Here is an 18,633-nt window from a genome sequence, read left to right as displayed (position 1 = left end):
GCCATGGACGACGATGTCGAGCTCGCGGCAGGCGACCCCGACGATTCCGCCCTCACCGCGCGGTATCTGCACTCCGACGGCGAAGCCGAGACCGGTCTGCGCCCCACCTCGCTCGACGACTTCATCGGTCAGCCGCGTGTGCGCGAGCAGCTCGCCCTGGTGCTGCGCGGCGCCCGGCAGCGTGGCGCCACACCCGATCACGTCCTGCTCTCGGGACCGCCCGGCCTGGGCAAGACCAGCATGGCGATGATCATCGCCGCCGAACTCGGCACCGCGCTGCGCATCACCTCCGGCCCCGCCCTGGAACGCGCGGGCGACCTCGCCGCGATGCTGTCCAACCTGGTCGAAGGCGATGTGCTGTTCATCGACGAGATCCACCGGATGGCCCGCCCCGCCGAGGAGATGCTGTACCTGGCGATGGAGGACTTCCGGGTCGACGTGGTGGTCGGCAAGGGCCCCGGCGCGACCTCGATTCCGCTCGACATCGCCCCGTTCACCCTCGTCGGCGCCACCACCCGCTCCGGCGCGCTGACCGGTCCGCTGCGCGATCGTTTCGGCTTCACCGGCCACATGGACTTCTACGAGCCCGCCGAACTGCTGCGGATCCTGCAGCGCTCGGCGCGCATCCTCGGTGTGCGGATCGACCACGACGCCGCCGCCGAGGTGGCGGGCCGCTCCCGGGGCACCCCGCGCATCGCCAACCGCCTGCTGCGCCGCGTCCGCGACTTCGCCGAGGTCAGGGCCGACGGCGTGATCACCCACCCGATCGCGATGGCCGCGCTCGAGGTCTACGACGTCGACGCGCTCGGTCTGGACCGGCTCGACCGCGCCGTGCTCGGCGCGCTGGTGCGCGGGTTCGGCGGGGGACCGGTGGGTGTGTCCACGCTCGCGGTCGCCGTCGGCGAGGAAGCGGCCACCGTCGAGGAGGTGTGCGAGCCGTTCCTGGTGCGTGCCGGACTCGTCGCCCGCACCCCGCGCGGCCGGGTCGCGACCGCGGGGGCGTGGGAGCATCTCGGGCTGGTGCCGCCGCCGGATCTGGTCATCGGCGCCATCGAAGTACGGGGGCGCGAACCGCACCCGAGCATGGACCTGCTCGACTGAGCCCGCTGGGCGAGGCACCCGATCGTCGTCTACTGTCGGCCGGGTGGCAGTCCATGCGGTGGTGCAGCGATTCCCCGAGCCGTTGCGTTCCCTGCTCCTGAAGCATCGGGAGCTCCTGAAGTTCGCGGTCGTCGGCGCGATCACCTGGTTCATCGACACCGGGGTCGTGTACGCGGTGAAGCTGACCGTGCTCGGCGACAAGCCGCTGACCGCGCGCCTGCTCGGCGCGCTGATCGCGACCATCGCCTCCTACATCCTCAATCGGGAGTGGTCCTTCCGCACCCGCGGCGGCAGGCAGCGCAGCCACGAGGCGGCGTTGTTCTTCACCGTCAGCGCGCTGGGCATCGGCGTCACGATGATCCCGCAGGCGATCTCGCTGTACGTGCTGAATCTGCGGGTGCCGCACGTGGATCCGGTGGTGCAGGCGGTGGCCAACTTCGTGTCGGGGCAGATCCTGGGCGTGCTGCTGGCGATGGCGTTCCGGTTCTGGGCGTTCCGTCGCTACGTCTTCCCCGACGACCTGCGCGAGGCCGAACTGCACAGCATCCAGGGCTGATCCGCCCCGGTGGTCACTGCCTGCGTTCGACGTGCTCTAGCGCGGTGATGACCAGATCGACGAAGGCGTCGACCTCCTCGCGGGAGTAGCCGCGGGTGCCCAGGCGGGTGTCGGTGAACCGCACGCCGCGCACATCGGCGGCGGTCAGGCTGCCCGGGCCGTTGTGCGCCAGGGTCGCGGCGACCAGGTCGAGGAAGGCGTCGACCTCCTCCTCGTGGTAGCCGCGCCTGCCGACCGCCGACTGACTGAACCGCATGCGGTGCACGTCGTCCGGGGTGAGCATCTCGGCCACACCGTCGCCGGGCCGGGCCGCCGGGACCGGCGCGCCGCCCTTCTGGCGGTATTCGAGTTCGGTGCGGACCCGGTCGAGGAAGTCGTCGACCTGATCGGCCTGATAGCCGCGACCACCGAAACGCGGTGCGCCGAAGTGCACGTGCCGGATGTCGTCGGCGGTGAGGACGCCCTGCCCGTCCAGGGTGGCCGAGACCAGCTCGAGGAACGCGTCGACCTCGTCGGCGTGGTAGCCACGATGGCCCAGGGTCGGCATGGCGAAGTGGGTGCGGCTCACATCGTCGGGCGTCACAGCGGTCATTGTGTCAGGATTGCCCTTCTATCCCACGGGTTTTCGTCATCGCGCAGCAACTCGGACGCCTTCGATGAACAGCCGCCGTACCGCGTGACTGTACACCGCAAGCAGCGCCGGATCAGGGGTTCGCATGCCGTGCACGATGCCCGCGACCACCATCCCCAGCGCCGCTTTCGCTGTGGTGGGAGTATCCAGATCCGGGCGCAGGTAACCGCACTGCACGCCGTGGTCCAGATAGCCGGCGATGACGACCTCGGTGGAGTCGAGCAGACCGAACACCCGCGCGGTCAGCTCGTCGTCGATGCCGGTCGCGTGGACCAGCAGCAACTGCGGCACCCGGGGATCGTCGAGCAGCACACGATTGAGCGAATCGCCGATCCGGTCCAGCAGCGCGGTGTACTCGTCGAGGGTGGTCGCGGTCTCGGGGCTGAGATCGGTGGCCAGCGCGGTGAACACGCGACCGGTCACGTCGTCGATGACGTGGTCGATGATGTCGCGCTTGTTGGCGAAGTAGCGGTAGAAGGTGCCGTGCCCGATGCCGAGGCGTACGGCGATATCGGCGATGCCGGTGGCGTGATAGCCCTTCTCGGAGAAGCAGTCGAACGCGGTGTCGATGATCTCCCTGCGCAATTCGGCTTTGCGCTGTTCGACGCGGGCGGATGGCTTCGTCACCGGGCCGATGTTACTGTCGCCGCCGGCGGAATGATGTGTCATTCTGTAACAGAAACCTGATGATGTGGAGGTTCGGCGTGGCACCTCAATGGGACGCGGTCGTGGTCGGGGCGGGTTTCGGCGGCATCGGCGCCGGCATCGAGCTCGACCGGCTCGGACTGCGCGATTTCGTGATCCTCGAGCGTGAGGACGACCTGGGCGGCACCTGGCATGTGAACCGGTATCCCGGCCTGGCGGTCGACATCGCCTCGGTGACCTACTCCTATTCCTTCGAGCCGAATCCGCACTGGACCCGGCTGTTCGCCCCCGGCGCCGAGCTCAAGAAGTACGCCGAGCACGTGGCCGACAAATACGACCTGCGCAGGCGGATGCGGTTCGGGACCACCGTCGACGGTGCCCGCTGGGACGAGGACAACCAGCAGTGGGTGGTCTCGATCGCCGGCGGCGAGACGGTCACCGCGCGCTACCTGCTCGCGGCCACCGGGTTCCTGTCCCAGCCCTACACCCCGCCGTTCCCCGGCATCGAGTCCTTCGCGGGCAAGATCATCCACACCACCGACTGGGACGACAGCTACGACCTGACCGGACGCAGGGCCGCCGTGATCGGCACCGGCGCCACCGCGGTCCAGCTGGTGCCCGAGGTGGCCGAGCGGGTCGACGCGCTGACCGTGTTCCAGCGCACGCCCATCTGGGTGGTGCCCAAGATCGACGCCCCGATTCCCGGCGCCGTCCAGGAACTGTTCGCCAAGGTGCCGCTCACCCAGAAGGTGGCACGGCTGGCCAACACGAGCATGCTCGAGGCCCTGATGGTCGTCGGCGTGCTGCACTACGCGCAGGCCAAACCGCTGAACAAGGCGGCCGCCGCCCTGGCCAAGGCGCACCTGTTCGCGCAGGTCCGCGACCCGAAGACCCGGGCCCAGCTGACCCCGCACTACGACTTCGGCTGCAAGCGCCCGACGTTTTCCAACACCTACTTCAAGACGTTCAACAAGCCGCACGTGCGACTGGAGACGAACTCGATCGACCATGTCGAACCCGACGGCATCGTCACCGCCGACGGGCACAAGACCGAGATCGACACGTTGCTGCTGGCCACCGGCTTCAATCTGTGGGACGTGAACTTCCCGGCCATCGAGATCGTCGGCCGGGACGGGGTGAACCTCGGCAAGTTCTGGCGCGACAACCGCTTCCAGGCCTACGAGGGCATCACCGTGCCCAAGTTCCCCAACTTCCTCAGCCTCAACAGCCCCTACTCCTACAGCGGGCTGTCGTACTTCACCACCATCGAGGCCCAGATGAAGCACATGGGCAGGCTGTTCACCGAGCTGTTCCGGCGCGGCGAACAGACCTTCGAGGTCACCGAGCGGGCCAACGCCGAGTTCCTGGACCGGGTCACCGACAAGCTGGGCTCCTCGGTGTTCTACGGGGGTGACTGCGCCGGCGCGCGCAGCTACTACTTCAATCAGCACGGTGAGGCGGCGCTGCTGCGCCCGACCAGCACCGCCGACGCGCACCGTGAGGCGGTCAGCTTCCCGCTCGACGACTACACCTACGGCCGCACCGCCTGAGCGGCGCGCGGAGGTCGTGACGGTGTCCGGTGTGTCGCCACGGCGGAGAACTGGCAGACTGTCAGGCGTACTTGCCCGTCCACCACTGACTAGGGACTGACTTCGACGATGGACTTCCTGTTTCCGCTGCTGATCCTCGCCCTGCTCGTGCCGATGTTCTTCGGTATCCGCAAACAGAAGCGGGAGGCCGAGAAGGTCTCGTCGATGCAGGAGGGTCTGAAGGTGGGTGACCAGGTCGTCACCACGTCGGGCCTGTACGGCACCGTCGTCGACCTCGACGACACCACCGTCGACCTGGAGATCGCCGAGGACGTCGTCACCACCTGGCTGCGTCAGGCGATCCGCGAGGTCCGGGCCGACGAGCAGGCGGTCGAGGAGACCACCCCCGCGACCGACGCCACCGTCGAGGAGTCCGCGGAGCAGACCGAGACCCGGCTGACCAAGGACTGATCGCGTTCCCTCGTCGCCGGTGCCCCGCGCTGCGGAACGCACCGGCGCGGGCATCGTCGTGCCCACCCGTTCCGACCTCGACTTCCGCCTAGGAGATGACCTGCTGTGCCACCTTCCCAGGGATCGGCGCATCCGTACCGGTTGCTCGGCGTCTACGCCGCGCTGCTGGCCGTGATCTACGCGCTGGTGTTCTTCACCGGTGACCATTCCCCCACGCCCAAGCTCGGCATCGACCTGCAGGGCGGTACCCGCGTCACCCTGACCGCGCGCACCCCCGACGGCAGCAGGCCCAGCCAGGACAGCCTGAAGAAGGCCCAGGAGATCATCGAGAACCGCGTCAACGGTCTCGGCGTCTCCGGCTCCGAAGTGGTCATCGACGGCGACAACCTCGTCATCACGGTGCCCGGTGAGGACAGCCAGCAGGCCCGCGCGCTGGCCACCACCGCCAAGCTGTACATCCGGCCGGTGCTGGCCGCGACGCAGCCACAGGCCGGTGGCGCCGCGCCGCAGGTGCCGCCGGCCCAGGGCGGGACGCCGACCACGAGCGCGCCCGCGCCCGGTGAGACGCCCGCGCCCGGCGAGACCACCGCTCCGGCGGCGGGCGAGCCGACCACCCCGGCCCCGCAGTCGCGGGTGTTCCCGGCGCAGGCACCGCCGACGCCGACCCCGGCTCCCGGTGGCACCTCCACCCAGCAGCAGCAGGCCAAGGAGATCGCCGACGCCAAGGCGCTGCGGCAGAGCACCGACCAGTCCGTACAGCAAGTCGCCGTGGCGAGCATGGACTGCACCAAGCCCGACCCGCTGGCGGGCAACGACGACCCGGCGCTGCCGTTGGTCACCTGCTCGCAGGACGGCACCGAGGTGTTCCTGCTCGGCCCGAGCCGCATCGACGGCCAGGAGATCGCCGACGCGACCTCCGGCCTGAACTCCCAGCAGGCCCGCCACGAGGTGAACCTCGAGTTCAAGTCCTCGGGTGCGGACGCCTGGTCCGCGCTGACCGGCGAGTACGTCTACAAGCGGGTCGCGTTCGTGCTGGACTCGAAGGTCGTCAGCGCGCCGCAGGTGCAGCAGGGTCCGCAGCTCGGCGGCCGCACCTCGATCTCGGGCAGCTTCACCGCCGACAGCGCCGCGGAGCTGGCCAACACGCTCAAGTACGGCTCGCTGCCGCTGTCGTTCCAGACCTCGGAGGCGGAGACGGTCTCGGCGACGCTGGGCCTGTCCTCGCTGAAGGCTGGTCTGCTGGCCGGCGCGATCGGCCTGATCGCGGTGCTGCTGTACTGCCTGTTCGTCTACCGCATGCTCGGCCTGCTGGCCGGGTTCTCGCTGATCGCGGCCGGTGTCGCCGTCTACGGCATCATCGTGCTGCTCGGCCGCTGGATCGGGTTCACCCTCGACCTGGCCGGCATCGCCGGTCTGATCATCGGTATCGGTCTCACCGCGGACTCGTTCGTCGTGTTCTTCGAACGCATCAAGGACGAGATGCGCGAGGGTCGCAGTTTCCGCTCGGCCGTGCCGCGCGGCTGGGCCAGGGCGCAGCGCACCAACCTGTCCGGTAAGACGGTCAGCCTGATCGCCTCGGTCGTGCTGTACCTGCTCGCCGCCGGTCAGGTGAAGGGCTTCGCCTTCACCCTCGGTATCACCACCGTCCTCGACGTGATCGTGCTCTACCTGGTCACCGCGCCGCTGATGATGATCGTCTCGCGTTCGCCGTTCTGGGCGAAGCCGTCGGTGAACGGTCTCGGCTCGGTGCAGCAGATCGCCAGGGAACGCGCCGCGGGCCAGGCCAGGCCGAAGGAGATGTCACGATGACCAACGCCCATCCCACCGACGAGTCGGTGTACCTGGACCAGGCCGAGGCGTCGCAGACCCCGAAGCACGGGTTCTTCGAGCGGCTCTACACCGGCACCGGCGGTTTCCCGATCGTCAGCCGCCGCAAGCTGTTCTACGGCATCGCGGCGGCCCTGTTGCTGATCTCGGTGCTGAGCATCGCGGTGCGCGGCTTCACCCTCGGCATCGACTTCGCCGGCGGTTCGCGCATCCAGATCCCGGCCGCCGACATCTCCACCCAGCAGGTGGAGGACGTCTACGCGCAGACCCTGGGCCACGGCCCGGTGTCGGTGCAGAAGGTCGGTTCCGGGGCCTCGGCCACCATCCAGGTGCGCTCGGAGACCCTGGACGCGGCCCAGACCGAGCAGGTGCAGAGCGCGCTGTTCGACGCGTTCCAGCCCAAGGACTCCGACGGCCAGGTCAGCCGCAACGCGATCAGCATCGCCGAGATCAGCGAAACCTGGGGCGGGCAGATCACCAACAAGGCGCTGATCGCGCTGGGGGTGTTCGTCGCGCTCACGATGATCTATATCGCGATCCGCTTCGAGCGGGACATGTCGATCGCGGCGATCGTGTCGCTGTTCTTCAACCTGATCGTCACCGCGGGCATCTATTCGCTGGTCGGGTTCGAGGTCACCCCGGCCGCGGTGATCGGTCTGCTCACCATCCTGGGCTACGTGCTCTACGACAACGTCGTGGTCTTCGACAAGGTCGAGGAGAACACCCGTGGCGTGCTGCACCTGAACAAGCGCACCTACGCCGAGCAGGCGAACCTCGCCGCCAACCAGACGTTGATGCGCTCGATCAGCACCACCGTCATCGGCATCCTGCCGATCATCGGCATGCTGGTGATCGCGGTCTGGCTGCTCGGTGTCGGCACGCTCAAGGACCTCGCGCTGGTGCAGCTGGTCGGCATGATCGTCGGTGCCTACTCGTCGATCTTCCTCGCCGTCCCGGTGCTGGTGTCGATCAAGGAGCGCTGGGGCCCGGTGGCCGCGCACACCAAGAAGGTGCTGGCCAAGCGCGCCGCGGGCCCGGCCGGTGCCCGGGTGCCGGTCGGCGCCGCCGCGGGCGTGCCGCGCGGTCCGCGTCCGAGCGACGCCGGAGCCCCGCGGCCGGGCGCCCGGCCCAGCGGGAAGCGGCACAAGAGAAGGAACTGACGGCGACAGCAGGGGGTCTCATCATGCGACGCGGCACGATTCGACTGATCACCGTGCTGGCCACGGCGGCCGTGAGCACCGGCCTGGTGGCGGGGTGCTCGAGCAAGAACCAGGTGCCCTCCATCGGGTACGCCGTCGACGCGGCGGTCGCCAGCTACAACGGCGGCAGCACGCTCGGGGCGAGCAGCGGCGCGGCCGCGGTGTTCGGCCGGGTGCTGACCGGGTTCTTCTACACCGGACCGGACGGTCAGCAGGTCGCCGACACCGACGCGGGTACCGCGAAGGAAGTGCCGGGCGAGACGCAGACCGTGCAGTACCGGCTCAACCCGGACGGGGTGTACTCCGACGGGGTGAAGACCTCCTGTGACGATCTGGTGCTGGCCTGGTCGGCGCGCTCGGGCCGGTTCACCCGCCCGGGTGACCGCGGCCCGGTTCCGCTGTTCGACGCCGCGAGCACCGCGGGCTACGCCGACATCGAGCGGGTCGACTGCCAGCCGGGCTCCAAGGACGCCACCGTGGTGTTCCGACCCGGCAGGCACTACCTGCCGTGGCGGACCCTGTTCACCGCCGCCGAGCTGATGCCCGCGCACGTGGTGGCGCAGGCGGTCGGCGTGCCGAGCGTGGTGAGCGCCTTGCAGACCGGGGACGGGGCCGTGCTCGGCCGGATCGCCGACTTCTGGAACGCGGGCTGGACCATGAAGGCGGGCTCGCTCGACCTGACCAGGTTCCCGTCGTCGGGGCCGTACCGGATCGAATCCTTCACCGCGAAGGACGGTCTGGTCCTGGTCGCGAACGAGAAGTGGTGGGGCAGCCCGCCGGCGACCAGCCGGATCGTGGTGTGGCCCAAGGGCACCGACTACGCGGCCAAGGCGAAGGAGAACGCGTTCGGCGTGGTCGACCTGGGCGCCGGGTCGGTCGCCGACCTGGCGCTGGCCGGCTTCGACGAGCAGACGGTCGCCAGTCGCAGCGCCGAGCAGCTCGTGCTCGCCACCGGCGGGGTGTTCGGCCCCGTCGAGGTGCGCCGCGCATTCGCCCAGTGTGTGCCGCGCCAGGCGCTGTTCGACACGCTGGGCAAGGCGGGCGAGGTGCCGAAGAGCGGACTCGGCGCGGGTCCGCTGAACGCCCATGTCGTGCAGCAGGATTCGCTGTACTACCCGGCCGTGATCGGCGCGGCCGACCGCTACAAGGGTGCCGACATCCCCGCCGCGACGGCGACGTTGGCCTCGGCGCGCGCCGCGCAGCCGACTGTCCGGATCGGCTACCAGGCGCCGGACGCGCGCCGGGCGAAGACCGTGGCCATGATCGCCGAGTCGTGCCGCGGCGCGGGCATCACCGTGGTCGACGCGGGCGCACCGGATTTCACACCGGCCAGACTGGCCGAGGGTGCGGTCGACGCCGTGCTCGGCGGCACCGCTGCGGTCCCCGGTCCGGCAGGCTCGACCACCGGGGTGGCCGCGTTCGCGGCGTTGCGGGCCGGTAGCGGCCTCGATGTCGGTGGTTTCGCCAACGGTCGCTACGATGCGATCACCGATCAGCTTGCGGGCGAGACGAACTCGACCGTGACGCTGAATCTGCTGACCGAGGCCGAGAACCTGCTGTGGGCGCAGCTGCCGAGCATCCCGTTGTTCGCGACCCCGCGCCTGATCGCCTTCGGCACCGGCATGCAGAACGGGATCGCCGGGCCGACCCAGGCCGGAACCGGATGGAACATGGATCGCTGGGTGTTGCAGCGATGAGCAGTGGTGACAGTCACGCGGGGCGTGACCGTGAGGGAGAGGTGTCGATGAGCAAGCACGCGGTGGTCGAGTCCGACGACCAGGTCAGCGCGCGGACCAGCAAGGCCGCCGACGCGGTGTCGCGGCTGACCCGCTGGCACGACGACTTCCCCACGCCGGGTGTGCGTTTCGCCGATCTGACCCCGGTGTTCGCCGACGCCGAGGGCTTCCGCGCGGTCATCGACTGCTTCGCCGCCGTGGTCCCCGACGCCGACATCGTCGCCGGCGTGGACGCGCGTGGCTTCCTGCTCGGCGCAGGCGTCGCGGCCACCCTCGGCACCGGCGTGCTCGCCATCCGCAAGGGCGGCAAGCTGCCGCCGCCGGTCGTGTCGCGCGAGTACCAGCTCGAATACGGTTCCGCCGCACTGGAAATCCCGGCCGACGGGGTGGAGCTCGCGGGCAAGCGCATCCTGCTGCTCGACGATGTCCTCGCCACCGGCGGCACGCTCGCCGCCGCGGCCGCGCTGTTCCGGGAGGTCGGCGCCGAGGTGGTCGCCGCCGCCGTGGTCCTGGAACTCGAGTTCCTGCAGGGCCGCGAGCACCAGGGCGACTACCCGGTGACCTCGATCGTCAAGCTGTAGCCGCGCGCCACATCAGCCACAGCGGCGGGCCGCCGGGGATGCGGATCTCGTCGGTCACCGTGAAGCCGAAGCGTTCGTAGTACGGCACATTGTCGGGGTTGCTGGATTCGAGATAGGCGGCCGCGCCCTCGGCGTCGATCCGGTCCAGCCGCGAGCGCAGCAGCGTGTGGCCGTATCCGGCCCCACGATCCTCGGGGCGGGTGCCGATCATCGCCAGGTACCAGTGCGGAGTCGAGGGATGGTGCTGCTTGAGCAGGTCGCCGACCGTTTTGCCGGCGCCGACGCGGCGCCCGAACGCGTGGATCAGGCCGGGCACCACGCGCAGTTCGGCGCTTGCGGCGGGCTGGCGGTCCGGCGGCGTCCACAGCGCGGCGCCCGCGACGGAACCGTCCGGGCGCACCGCGAGGTCGGAGGCGTCGGCGGGGAAGAAGATGTGGCGGGCCATGGTGGCGAAGAACCGCGGCAGGCCGACGGCGCGCCGGTGCTCGTCGGGCAGGATCCAGCCCATGACCGGGTCGTGCTGGAACGCCGCGCCGAGCGCGTCGGCGGCGGCTCGCACGTCCGCCGGTGCGGCGGCGCGTACTCGTCTCGGCTCCGTCATCGGTCCTCCGGTCCCTGATCCAGCCTCCGGTGGCTGAGGATCGCCCTGGCGTCCAGGCTAGCGTCCCGTGGGACCCGGTGATCGAGCTCACGGTGCCGGAAAAAGGGGTGGCGCGGGGGCGCGGCGGAGTGTTATCAATGAGTGGTCTTGTTCCCGGCGATCGGAGTCGTGCGTTGATTTCTTGAGGTAGCGCTCCCGGACGGTCCGCATTCTGCGCACCGTGTATCCGTCGCACCTCATAGGGGATCCGCATGACCTCTCTTTCTTTTTCCGATCTCTCCTTCCACTGGCCGGACGGCACCGTCGTGTTCGACGGGCTCGACGCCGTCGTCGGCCCCGGCCAGATCGGGCTGGTCGGCAGCAACGGCGCGGGCAAGTCCACCCTGATGCGGCTGATCACCGGCGCGTTGCGCCCGAATCGTGGCTCGATCACGGCGCCGGGGCGGATCGGCTACCTGCGCCAAGACCTCGGGATGCAGACCGGGCAGCGGGTGGAGACCGTGCTGGGCATCGCCGAGGTCAGGGCCGCATTGCACCGCATCGAACGCGGCGAGGGCGAACCCGAGGACTTCGACACCGTCGGGGTGCACTGGCAGATCGAGGACGAGGCGATCGCGCTGCTCGGCAAGCTGGGCCTGGACTACGTCGCCGGGTCGGTCGACGACCTGGACCGCACCCTCGACACGCTCTCCGGCGGTGAGACCGTGCTGCTCGGGCTGGTCGCCGAACTGCTGCGCGAGCCCGACGTGCTGCTGCTCGACGAGCCGACCAACAACCTCGACGCGGTCGCGCGCACCCGTCTCTACGAGGTGATCCGGCAGTTCCCCGGCACGGTTCTGGTGGTCAGCCACGACCGGGACCTGCTGGACCGGATGGACGGCATCGCCGAGCTGCGCGCAGGCGAGATCCGGTCCTTCGGCGGCAATTTCAGCGATTACGAACGCATCGTCGAGCAGGAACAGGAGGCGGCGCGCGCGGCGGTGCGCGACGCCCGCAGCGATGTCCGCAAGCAGGCCCGCGAACTGGTCGAGGCGCGGACCAAACTGGACCGCAGACAGCGGTTCGCGCAGAAGATGCAGGACAACAAGCGGGTGCCGAAGATCGTGGCGGGGCTGCGCAAGAACGCCGCCGAGGTGTCGGCGGGCAAGTTGCGTACCTCGCATCTGGAGAAGCTCGACTCCGCGCGCGAAACCCTCGATCAGGCCGAGGAATTGGTGCGGGCCGACCGGGAGATCCGGATCGACCTGCCCGGTACCCGGTTGTATCCGGGCCAGGATGTCGTCACCCTCGAGCAGGCGCGCCTGGCCAACGGCCCGGTGGTCGATCTGCGGGTGAGCGGGCCGGAGCGGATCGCGCTGACCGGGCGCAACGGGGCGGGCAAGTCCACCCTGCTGCGCCGGATCGTCGACGAGCGGCCCAAGGTGCCGTGGCGGCTGCTGCCCCAGCGGCTCGACGTGTTCGACGAGACCCGCAGCGTGTTCGACAACGTCGCCGACGCCGCGCCGCACGCGAGCGCCGAGCAGATCCGGGGACAGCTGGCGCGCTTCCTGTTCCGCGGGGCCGACGCCGATATCGCGGCCTCGGCGCTGTCGGGCGGCGAACGGCTGCGGGCCGCCCTGGCGACCCTGCTGCTCGCCGAACCGGCGCCGAAACTGCTGATGCTCGACGAGCCGACCAACAACCTCGATCTGCCCAGCCTGGCGCATCTGACCCAGGCACTGGCGAGTTTCGAGGGCGCGCTCATCGTGGTCAGCCACGACGCGCGGTTCCTCGACGACATCGGGGTGACCCGCACTCTCGAGCTCACGCCCGAGGGACTGGTCGAGTAGCGCGGCTACCGTGCGGCGGCCCGGCGGATGACCCCGGGATCGCCGCACATGGTGGTCCCAGCCGGAGCGCGACAGCGGGCCGAACCTGGCCTCGCCCAACGGGATCCGGGTGTTGTCCGAGCCGACGGTGTCGGTCCGGCGCAGGTCGCCGAGCACGCGATGGATCATCGTCGGCAGTGGGGATGCGCCCGGGTCTCTTGACGATCACCGTTTTGGTTGCATAGACTAAAACAACGATACCGAGAGGGAGTGGTTCTGATGGGGTATGGGCATTGGGATGACAGTGCGTACCGGGCGGGCAAGACGTTCCGGGCGCGCGCGGGGGAGGACGACTTCGGCTACACCGCGCAGATGCGGGAGCAGCCGTACGACACCTGGTGCGCGCATCCGCTGCTCGATCCGTTCGGCGTGGGTGTGCGGGAGTGCCGGGATTCGGCCGAGCACGGGAATTCGCTGCCGGTCGCGGTGCTGTTCGATGTCACCGGGTCGATGGGTCGGGTGCCGCGGATCATGCAGGACAAGCTCGGGAAGCTGCACGGGCTGCTGAAGAGCAAGGGGTACGCGCAGGATCCGCAGATCCTGTTCGGGGCGATCGGGGACGCCGACACCGACCGGGTGCCGCTGCAGATCGGGCAGTTCGAATCCGACAACCGGATGGACGAGCAGTTGCGGGCCATCCTGCTCGAGGGCGGCGGTGGCGGGCAGAAGTCCGAAAGCTACGAGCTGGCAGCCTATTTCCTGGCCGAGCACGTCGCGACCGACGCCTGGGACAAGCGCGGGAAGCGGGGCTACCTGTTCATCATCGGCGACGAGCTGAACAAGCCGCGCCTGGCCGCCCGCCACATCAGGGCGGTCATCGGCGATCACGTGCGCCGCGACGTGTCGGTGGAGTCGATCTATCGTGAACTCGCCGAGCGCTGGCACGTCTACTACATCCTGCCGAATCAGTCGTCCTACTACCGGGATCCGGAGATCGCCGACCACTGGCGGGGCCTGCTCGGCCAGAACTTCCTGAAGCTCGACGATCCCGGCGCGGTGTGCGAACTGATCGCGCTGACCATCGGGCTGGGCGAGGACCGGGTCGACGTCGACACCGGGCTGGCCGACCTGCGCGATGTCGGGTCGGTGGACGAGGCCGACGCGGTGGGCCGGGCCCTCGGGGCGAGACCGTCCAGGCGGATCCGCGCGCTGCCGCCCGGCAAGTGACACGCGAGAAGGGAAGGAGCGCGGCCATGGTCGGTACGGAACATCTCGTCGTCGTCGATCTGGGCTTCGGTGACGCGGGCAAGGGCGCGACGGTCGACTGGCTGTGCGCACCGGAGGCCGGCCTCGGGGTGGCGGCGGTCGTGCGGTTCAACGGCGGTGCGCAGGCCGCGCACAATGTCGTCGCCGACGGCCGTCACCACACCTTCGCCCAGTTCGGTGCGGGAACCTTCCACGGGGTGCCGACCGTGCTCTCGCGGCACATGCTCGTGGAACCGATCGCGCTCGCCGCCGAGTCCGAGCAGCTCGCGGCACTGGGGGTGCCCGATCCGCTGGGCCTGCTCGCCGTCGACGGCCGGGCCCTGCTCACCACGCCGATCCACATCGCGGCCAACCGTGCACGCGAGGACGCGAGGGGTTCCTCGCGGCACGGTTCCTGCGGTCGTGGCATCGGTGAAACGGCGTGGTACGCACTGGAACACGAGGCTCCGACGGTCGCCGACTGCCGCACGCCTGCGATCCTGCGGGGCAAGCTGGACCGGCTGGCCGCGCACTACGACGCGTTGATCGGGCCCAGCGCGCACGGCTACGAATCGATCGACGCGCTGGTGGCGATGTACCGCGATTTCGCCGGGGCGGTGCGTCTCACCGGCGACGGCGAACTCGCGCGGGCGGCGGCGCGCGGCAGGCTCGTGTTCGAAGGCGCGCAGGGGGTGCTGCTCGACGAATGGCGCGGTCTGCACCCGCACACCACGTGGTCGACGGTGGAACCGCGCCACGCCCGCGCGATGATCGCCGGGATCGGCGGCACCGCCACCGTGCTGGGTGTCACCCGGACCTACATGACCAGGCACGGCGCGGGCCCGCTGCCGACCGAAGCGCGGCTGGGAAACCCGGAGCCGCACAACGGCACCGGCCCCTATCAGGGTGCGTTCCGGCAGGGGCACCTCGATCCGATCCTGTTGCGCTACGCCGTCGACATCTGTGGCGGGATCGACGGGCTGGTGGTCAATCATCTCGATGTCACCGGAACCGCCTGCGCCGCAGCGGCATACGAGACCGCGGCGGGCCCGGTCGCCGAGCTGGTGCCCGGCCGATGGCGTGATCTCGAGCACCAGCGACGGCTCACCGACCTGCTGTCGGCGGCGACACCGGTCCTCGAGCCTGTCGTCGGGGACCCGGCGGACTGGCTCGCCCACCGCCTCGGGGTGCCGGTGGTGTTGACCGGCCACGGACCGGATCGGCACGACCGCATCCTGCGTCGACCGGTGCTCGGCGCGGATTCGGCGGGCGTCGGGGCCCGTCTCGCCGCGACCGCGGCCCGGTCGGCGTGAACGAAGCCGGTCGGCGGGGCCGTGCCCGCGGCGGGCTCGGCGGCGGCGCGCGCAGCGAGAACGCGAGGGCGGCGCGGGTTCCCATTCGGCGCGCGCTTGCGGCAGGATGGGACGACGTGGAGCAATCCGTCGTATCGATCGATGTCGTCACGTTGCGGTGCTGGGAGGCCGACAGCGCGGTGCGCATCGGGATCGCCGCTCGCGAGTTCGAGCCGTTCACCGGCGAACTCGCGCTGCCCGGTGTGCTGCTGGGCCGGGGCGAGCGGCTGGCCGAGGCCGCCCGGCGGGCGGTGCACACCAAGCTGGGTGTTCCGGTCGAGGCGATCGGCGCGGTCGGTCAGCTGGTCACTTTCGACGAACCGCACCGCGATCCGCGCGGGCCCACCCTGTCGATCGCCATGTGGGCCGTCGTCGCCGAGCACGAGGGACCGGCCGAGTGGGTCGAGTTCGACGCCGTGCCGCCGCTGGCCTTCGACCACAATCGGATCGTCGAGACCAGCCGGACTCTGCTGGCCGGCCTGCTGTGGAAGGACCCGACCCTGACCAGGGCGCTGGCGGGCGAGGAGTTCCCCGCCACCCGCGCGGTCGACCTCAGCACCTCGCTGCACGGCACGCGTCCCGACCCGGCCAATCTCAATCGCACGCTGGCCGCGATCCCGGGGCTGGACCGCACCGGCGAACGGCGGCGGGTGAAGGCCACCGGTCGGCCCGCGGTCGTGTGGGCCTTCGGCGAGACGGCGTAGCAGGTCGCCGAGGCGCACCGGCGTGCTGAGGGTGGTGACGCCGCGTGGCTATGCGGTGGCGGCGACCGGTAGGTCGTAGACCGCATACGTCCGGCGCAGCACCGGGTAGGACACATTGCGCACGGGAACGCCTCCCGTGGTCGTCCCGTATTCGGTGCCGGCGTGCGCATGGCCGTGGAGAGCGAGGGTGGCGCGGCCCGCATCGATCGCCTCGCCCAAGGCGTGGCACCCCAGTCCGGGATAGATGGGCGTGGGTTCGCCGACGAGCGTGTCGACGACGGGGGCGAAGTGGGTGAGGGCGATCCGGAGGGCACAGTCGAGGCCGTCGAGCGCCTCGCGCAGGCGCTGGGCGTCGACGGGTCCGCGGCGCATCCTGGCCCGATGCTCGGCCGAACCGGAGCCGGGATCACCAGGGTGGCCGGGGAAGCCGCCGGAGCCGCCCATCACCCCGGCGATCCCGACCCGCTGCCCGCGGATCGTCAGCGTGGTCGAATCACCGTCCAGGACAACCACACCGGTCTCGGTGAGCCGCCGCGCGATGAACTCGCCACGGTTCTCGTCGTGGTCGTGATTGCCCAGGACGGCGACCACCGGGACCGGGAGACCGGCCAGTTCCGCGCACAGCAACGCGGTATTCGCCCGGGTGCCGCCCTCGGTGAGATCACCACCCAGGACCAACAGGTCGGCATGGCGGTCGAGGCGGAGGAAGCCGGGCCGGAACTTGCCGGCCACGGCGGGTCTCAGGTGCAGGTCGGCGGTGGCGGCGAGACGGATCGGCGCGATGTTCCCCACCCGCCAAGGAGGCCACAGCGAGATGCGGCTGTCAACGCGATTCCCGGTCCACCAAGGGGGCGGGAGTGCCCACCCTGAGGGTTCGGCGGGTGGCCCCTGAGGTCTCTTCCGGTGCGCGGGTGCAGGAGCGCAGAGTAGTAACTACGCCCCCGACCCTCCCGAAGGAACCACGACATGCAGTCGAGCTACGTGCACCACGTCAGGCAGCAGTTCTCCCGGTACGCGGACACCCGTTCCTACATCTACCTGCGGGAATCCGGTCGGGACCTGGTCGAGGAGGTCGTGACCTTCCGCGAGCTCGACCGCGATGCCCGCGCGTTTGCCCAGTGGTTGTCCGAGCAGCCGGAGTCGGCGCGGCCGGTGGTGTTGCTCTACCTCGACGGGATGGCGTTCCTGCGCGCGTTCCTCGGCTGCCTGTACGCCGGTGTCGTCGCCGTCCCGGCGCCGCTGCCGCACGAGGACCGGGCCGCGCAGCGGGTGCGCGGCGTCGTCGCCGACTCCGGCGCCCAGCTCGTGCTCACCACCGCCGACTTCGCCGCGCTCGTCGCGTCCACCACCACCGCGACCGTCGTCGCGACCGACCAGCCGCTCGGCGACGCCGACGCCTGGCAGCTGCCCGACATCGACCTGGGCACGATCGCCTTCCTGCAGTACACCTCGGGCTCGACGGGCACGCCCAAGGGCGTCGTCGTCACCCACCGCAATCTGCTGCACAACGAGGCCGCGATCGTCGCGGGCGGGATGACCGAGGGGTCGACCGGGGTGAGCTGGATCCCGCAGTTCCACGACATGGGTCTGATCGGCATGTTGCTCGGCGCCGCCTACGTGGGCTCGAACCTGGTGTTCATGGCGCCGACGACGTTCATCAAGCGTCCGGTGCGCTGGCTGCAGGCCATCGACCGGTACCGGGCGAGCTACACCGCCGCCCCCAATTTCGCCTACGACCTGATCCTGCGCCGGGTCACCGACGAACAGCTCGCCGAGCTCGACCTGAGCAGCCTCCGTGCCGCCCTCAGCGGCGCCGAGCCGGTGCGGGCCCGCACCATCGAGGCGGTGCTGGAACGGTTCGCGCCCGCCGGACTGCGCCCCACCGCGTTCCTGCCCGCCTACGGGCTGGCCGAGGTGACCCTGCTGGCCAGCGCCGCGGCGATGGACGCGGCACCGGTGTACTACGACCGGCCGGGCGATGCCCCGCTGGTCGGCTGCGGTCGCGCGGCCGACGGCCTCGAGATCCGCATCGTCGACCCCGCGACCCGCACGGAGCTGCCCGACGGGGCCACCGGGGAGATCTGGGTGCGCGGCGACAGCGTCGCGGCCGGGTACTGGAACCGGCCCGCCGAGACCCGCGAGGTCTTCGACGCCCATCTCGGCACCGAGGGACCGTTCCTGCGGACCGGCGATCTGGGCTTGCTCCACGACGGTGACCTGTTCGTCGCGGGCCGGCTCAAGGACCTGCTGATCGTCAACGGCCGCAACGTCCACCCGGCCGACGTCGAGGAGCTCGTGCAGCAGCTGCACCCCGCGCTCGCGGGCAACGCGGGGGCGGTCGTCTCGGTCGATGTCCTCGGCCGGGAACGACTGGTGGTGATCCAGGGTGTGCGGCCGGAACTGCTCGGTGACGACACCCTGGCCGGGCTGACCTCCGCGATGAAGATCGCGGTGGCGCGCGGATTCGAGGTGCCCGCGCCGAATGTGGTGCTCGTCGCGGCCCGCTCCGCGCGGTCGGTGCATCGCACCACCAGCGGCAAGATCCAGCGCGGCTCGATGCGCGAGGCGTTTCTCGCCGATCGCCTCGAACGGGTACTGCACGAGGACCTCGAACCGGCGCTCGACCGCGCGCTGACCGCCTGATCGA

17 protein-coding genes are annotated in these 18,633 nt (G+C 70.3%); 13 read left to right on the top strand and 4 right to left on the bottom strand.

Annotated elements, in window-relative coordinates; genetic code table 11:
• Positions 1-3: 3 nt before the first annotated feature.
• Positions 4-1,101, top strand: coding sequence for a Holliday junction branch migration DNA helicase RuvB (gene ruvB, locus Q7X29_RS23830; RefSeq protein WP_316575439.1), 1,098 nt, complete (start codon positions 4-6; stop codon positions 1,099-1,101).
• A 43-nt stretch (positions 1,102-1,144) separates the two neighbouring features.
• On the top strand, positions 1,145-1,657 hold the full coding sequence (locus Q7X29_RS23825; protein WP_308248646.1) for a GtrA family protein: 513 nt from the start codon (positions 1,145-1,147) through the stop codon (positions 1,655-1,657).
• 13 nt (positions 1,658-1,670) lie between these two features.
• Here the strand turns inward: Q7X29_RS23825 and Q7X29_RS23820 are convergent, their stop codons facing one another.
• Complete coding sequence (locus Q7X29_RS23820) at positions 1,671-2,249, bottom strand: DivIVA domain-containing protein (RefSeq protein WP_218721113.1); 579 nt, start codon at positions 2,247-2,249, stop codon at positions 1,671-1,673.
• A gap of 36 nt (positions 2,250-2,285) precedes the next feature.
• Complete coding sequence (locus tag Q7X29_RS23815; protein ID WP_316575438.1) at positions 2,286-2,915, bottom strand: TetR/AcrR family transcriptional regulator; 630 nt, start codon at positions 2,913-2,915, stop codon at positions 2,286-2,288.
• 77 nt (positions 2,916-2,992) lie between these two features.
• On the opposite strand from Q7X29_RS23815, the gene Q7X29_RS23810 reads away from it, so the two are divergent.
• The 6 genes from Q7X29_RS23810 to Q7X29_RS23785 all read left to right on the top strand — a co-directional run bounded on the left by Q7X29_RS23810 (position 2,993) and on the right by Q7X29_RS23785 (position 10,276).
• Positions 2,993-4,483 (top strand): flavin-containing monooxygenase, encoded by a 1,491-nt coding sequence (locus tag Q7X29_RS23810; protein ID WP_316575437.1) that lies wholly within the window; start codon positions 2,993-2,995, stop codon positions 4,481-4,483.
• Between the two features lie 108 nt (positions 4,484-4,591).
• On the top strand, positions 4,592-4,933 hold the full coding sequence (gene yajC / locus Q7X29_RS23805; protein ID WP_218721110.1) for a preprotein translocase subunit YajC: 342 nt from the start codon (positions 4,592-4,594) through the stop codon (positions 4,931-4,933).
• A 105-nt stretch (positions 4,934-5,038) separates the two neighbouring features.
• Positions 5,039-6,742 carry a protein translocase subunit SecD gene (gene secD, locus Q7X29_RS23800; protein WP_316575436.1) on the top strand — a complete coding sequence of 568 codons (1,704 nt, stop codon included), beginning with the start codon at positions 5,039-5,041 and terminating at the stop codon, positions 6,740-6,742.
• Positions 6,739-7,920 (top strand): protein translocase subunit SecF, encoded by a 1,182-nt coding sequence (gene secF / locus Q7X29_RS23795; protein WP_316575435.1) that lies wholly within the window; start codon positions 6,739-6,741, stop codon positions 7,918-7,920. The genes secD and secF overlap by 4 nt, the downstream gene beginning before the upstream one ends.
• A gap of 23 nt (positions 7,921-7,943) precedes the next feature.
• A complete protein-coding gene (locus Q7X29_RS23790) occupies positions 7,944-9,656 on the top strand; it encodes an ABC transporter substrate-binding protein (protein ID WP_218716427.1) in 1,713 nt (570 codons plus the stop codon).
• 47 nt (positions 9,657-9,703) lie between these two features.
• Positions 9,704-10,276 carry an adenine phosphoribosyltransferase gene (locus Q7X29_RS23785; protein ID WP_218716410.1) on the top strand — a complete coding sequence of 191 codons (573 nt, stop codon included), beginning with the start codon at positions 9,704-9,706 and terminating at the stop codon, positions 10,274-10,276.
• Here the strand turns inward: Q7X29_RS23785 and Q7X29_RS23780 are convergent.
• Positions 10,266-10,877 (bottom strand): GNAT family N-acetyltransferase, encoded by a 612-nt coding sequence (locus Q7X29_RS23780; RefSeq protein ID WP_218716411.1) that lies wholly within the window; start codon positions 10,875-10,877, stop codon positions 10,266-10,268. The genes Q7X29_RS23785 and Q7X29_RS23780 overlap by 11 nt on opposite strands.
• Before the next feature lie 251 nt (positions 10,878-11,128).
• Here Q7X29_RS23780 and Q7X29_RS23775 point away from each other — a divergent pair, with 251 nt between their 5' ends.
• From Q7X29_RS23775 to Q7X29_RS23760, 4 genes are all read left to right on the top strand, one after another.
• Positions 11,129-12,706, top strand: coding sequence for an ABC-F family ATP-binding cassette domain-containing protein (locus Q7X29_RS23775; RefSeq protein WP_316575434.1), 1,578 nt, complete (start codon positions 11,129-11,131; stop codon positions 12,704-12,706).
• A gap of 258 nt (positions 12,707-12,964) precedes the next feature.
• The gene (locus Q7X29_RS23770; protein ID WP_316575433.1) at positions 12,965-13,912 is read left to right on the top strand and encodes a hypothetical protein; all 948 of its coding nucleotides are present in this window, start codon (positions 12,965-12,967) and stop codon (positions 13,910-13,912) included.
• Between the two features lie 26 nt (positions 13,913-13,938).
• Entirely contained in the window at positions 13,939-15,243 is a 1,305-nt protein-coding gene (locus tag Q7X29_RS23765; RefSeq protein WP_316575432.1) for an adenylosuccinate synthetase, read from the top strand.
• Between the two features lie 116 nt (positions 15,244-15,359).
• Positions 15,360-15,986, top strand: a complete 627-nt coding sequence (locus Q7X29_RS23760) for an NUDIX domain-containing protein (protein ID WP_218716414.1) — start codon at positions 15,360-15,362, stop codon at positions 15,984-15,986.
• 48 nt (positions 15,987-16,034) lie between these two features.
• On the opposite strand, the gene Q7X29_RS23755 is transcribed toward Q7X29_RS23760, so the two are convergent.
• Positions 16,035-16,778, bottom strand: a complete 744-nt coding sequence (locus Q7X29_RS23755) for a metallophosphoesterase family protein (RefSeq protein WP_316575431.1) — start codon at positions 16,776-16,778, stop codon at positions 16,035-16,037.
• Positions 16,779-16,952: 174 nt separating this feature from the next.
• Between Q7X29_RS23755 and Q7X29_RS23750 the strand changes: the two genes are divergently transcribed.
• A complete protein-coding gene (locus tag Q7X29_RS23750) occupies positions 16,953-18,629 on the top strand; it encodes a fatty acyl-AMP ligase (protein ID WP_316575430.1) in 1,677 nt (558 codons plus the stop codon).
• The last annotated feature ends 4 nt before the right edge of the window (positions 18,630-18,633 follow it).

This window comes from Nocardia canadensis (assembly GCF_032656385.1).
Classification (GTDB): Bacteria; Actinomycetota; Actinomycetes; order Mycobacteriales; family Mycobacteriaceae; genus Nocardia; species Nocardia canadensis.
The sequence above is the reverse complement of the archived record's forward strand: the minus strand, read 5'-3'. Positions and strand labels throughout refer to the sequence as shown.

Excerpts from the sequence above, each read along its gene's own strand:
- ruvB (WP_316575439.1), top strand. The coding sequence starts at position 4 with ATGGACGACGATGTCGAGCTCGCGGCAGGCGACCCCGACGATTCCGCC.
- Q7X29_RS23775 (WP_316575434.1), top strand. The coding sequence starts at position 11,129 with ATGACCTCTCTTTCTTTTTCCGATCTCTCCTTCCACTGGCCGGACGGC.
- secF (WP_316575435.1), top strand. The coding sequence starts at position 6,739 with ATGACCAACGCCCATCCCACCGACGAGTCGGTGTACCTGGACCAGGCC.
- Q7X29_RS23770 (WP_316575433.1), top strand. The coding sequence starts at position 12,965 with ATGGGGTATGGGCATTGGGATGACAGTGCGTACCGGGCGGGCAAGACG.
- Q7X29_RS23765 (WP_316575432.1), top strand. The coding sequence starts at position 13,939 with ATGGTCGGTACGGAACATCTCGTCGTCGTCGATCTGGGCTTCGGTGAC.
- Q7X29_RS23785 (WP_218716410.1), top strand. The coding sequence starts at position 9,704 with ATGAGCAAGCACGCGGTGGTCGAGTCCGACGACCAGGTCAGCGCGCGG.
- Q7X29_RS23820 (WP_218721113.1), bottom strand. The coding sequence starts at position 2,249 with ATGACCGCTGTGACGCCCGACGATGTGAGCCGCACCCACTTCGCCATG.
- Q7X29_RS23780 (WP_218716411.1), bottom strand. The coding sequence starts at position 10,877 with ATGACGGAGCCGAGACGAGTACGCGCCGCCGCACCGGCGGACGTGCGA.
- Q7X29_RS23790 (WP_218716427.1), top strand. The coding sequence starts at position 7,944 with ATGCGACGCGGCACGATTCGACTGATCACCGTGCTGGCCACGGCGGCC.
- yajC (WP_218721110.1), top strand. The coding sequence starts at position 4,592 with ATGGACTTCCTGTTTCCGCTGCTGATCCTCGCCCTGCTCGTGCCGATG.
- Q7X29_RS23750 (WP_316575430.1), top strand. The coding sequence starts at position 16,953 with ATGCAGTCGAGCTACGTGCACCACGTCAGGCAGCAGTTCTCCCGGTAC.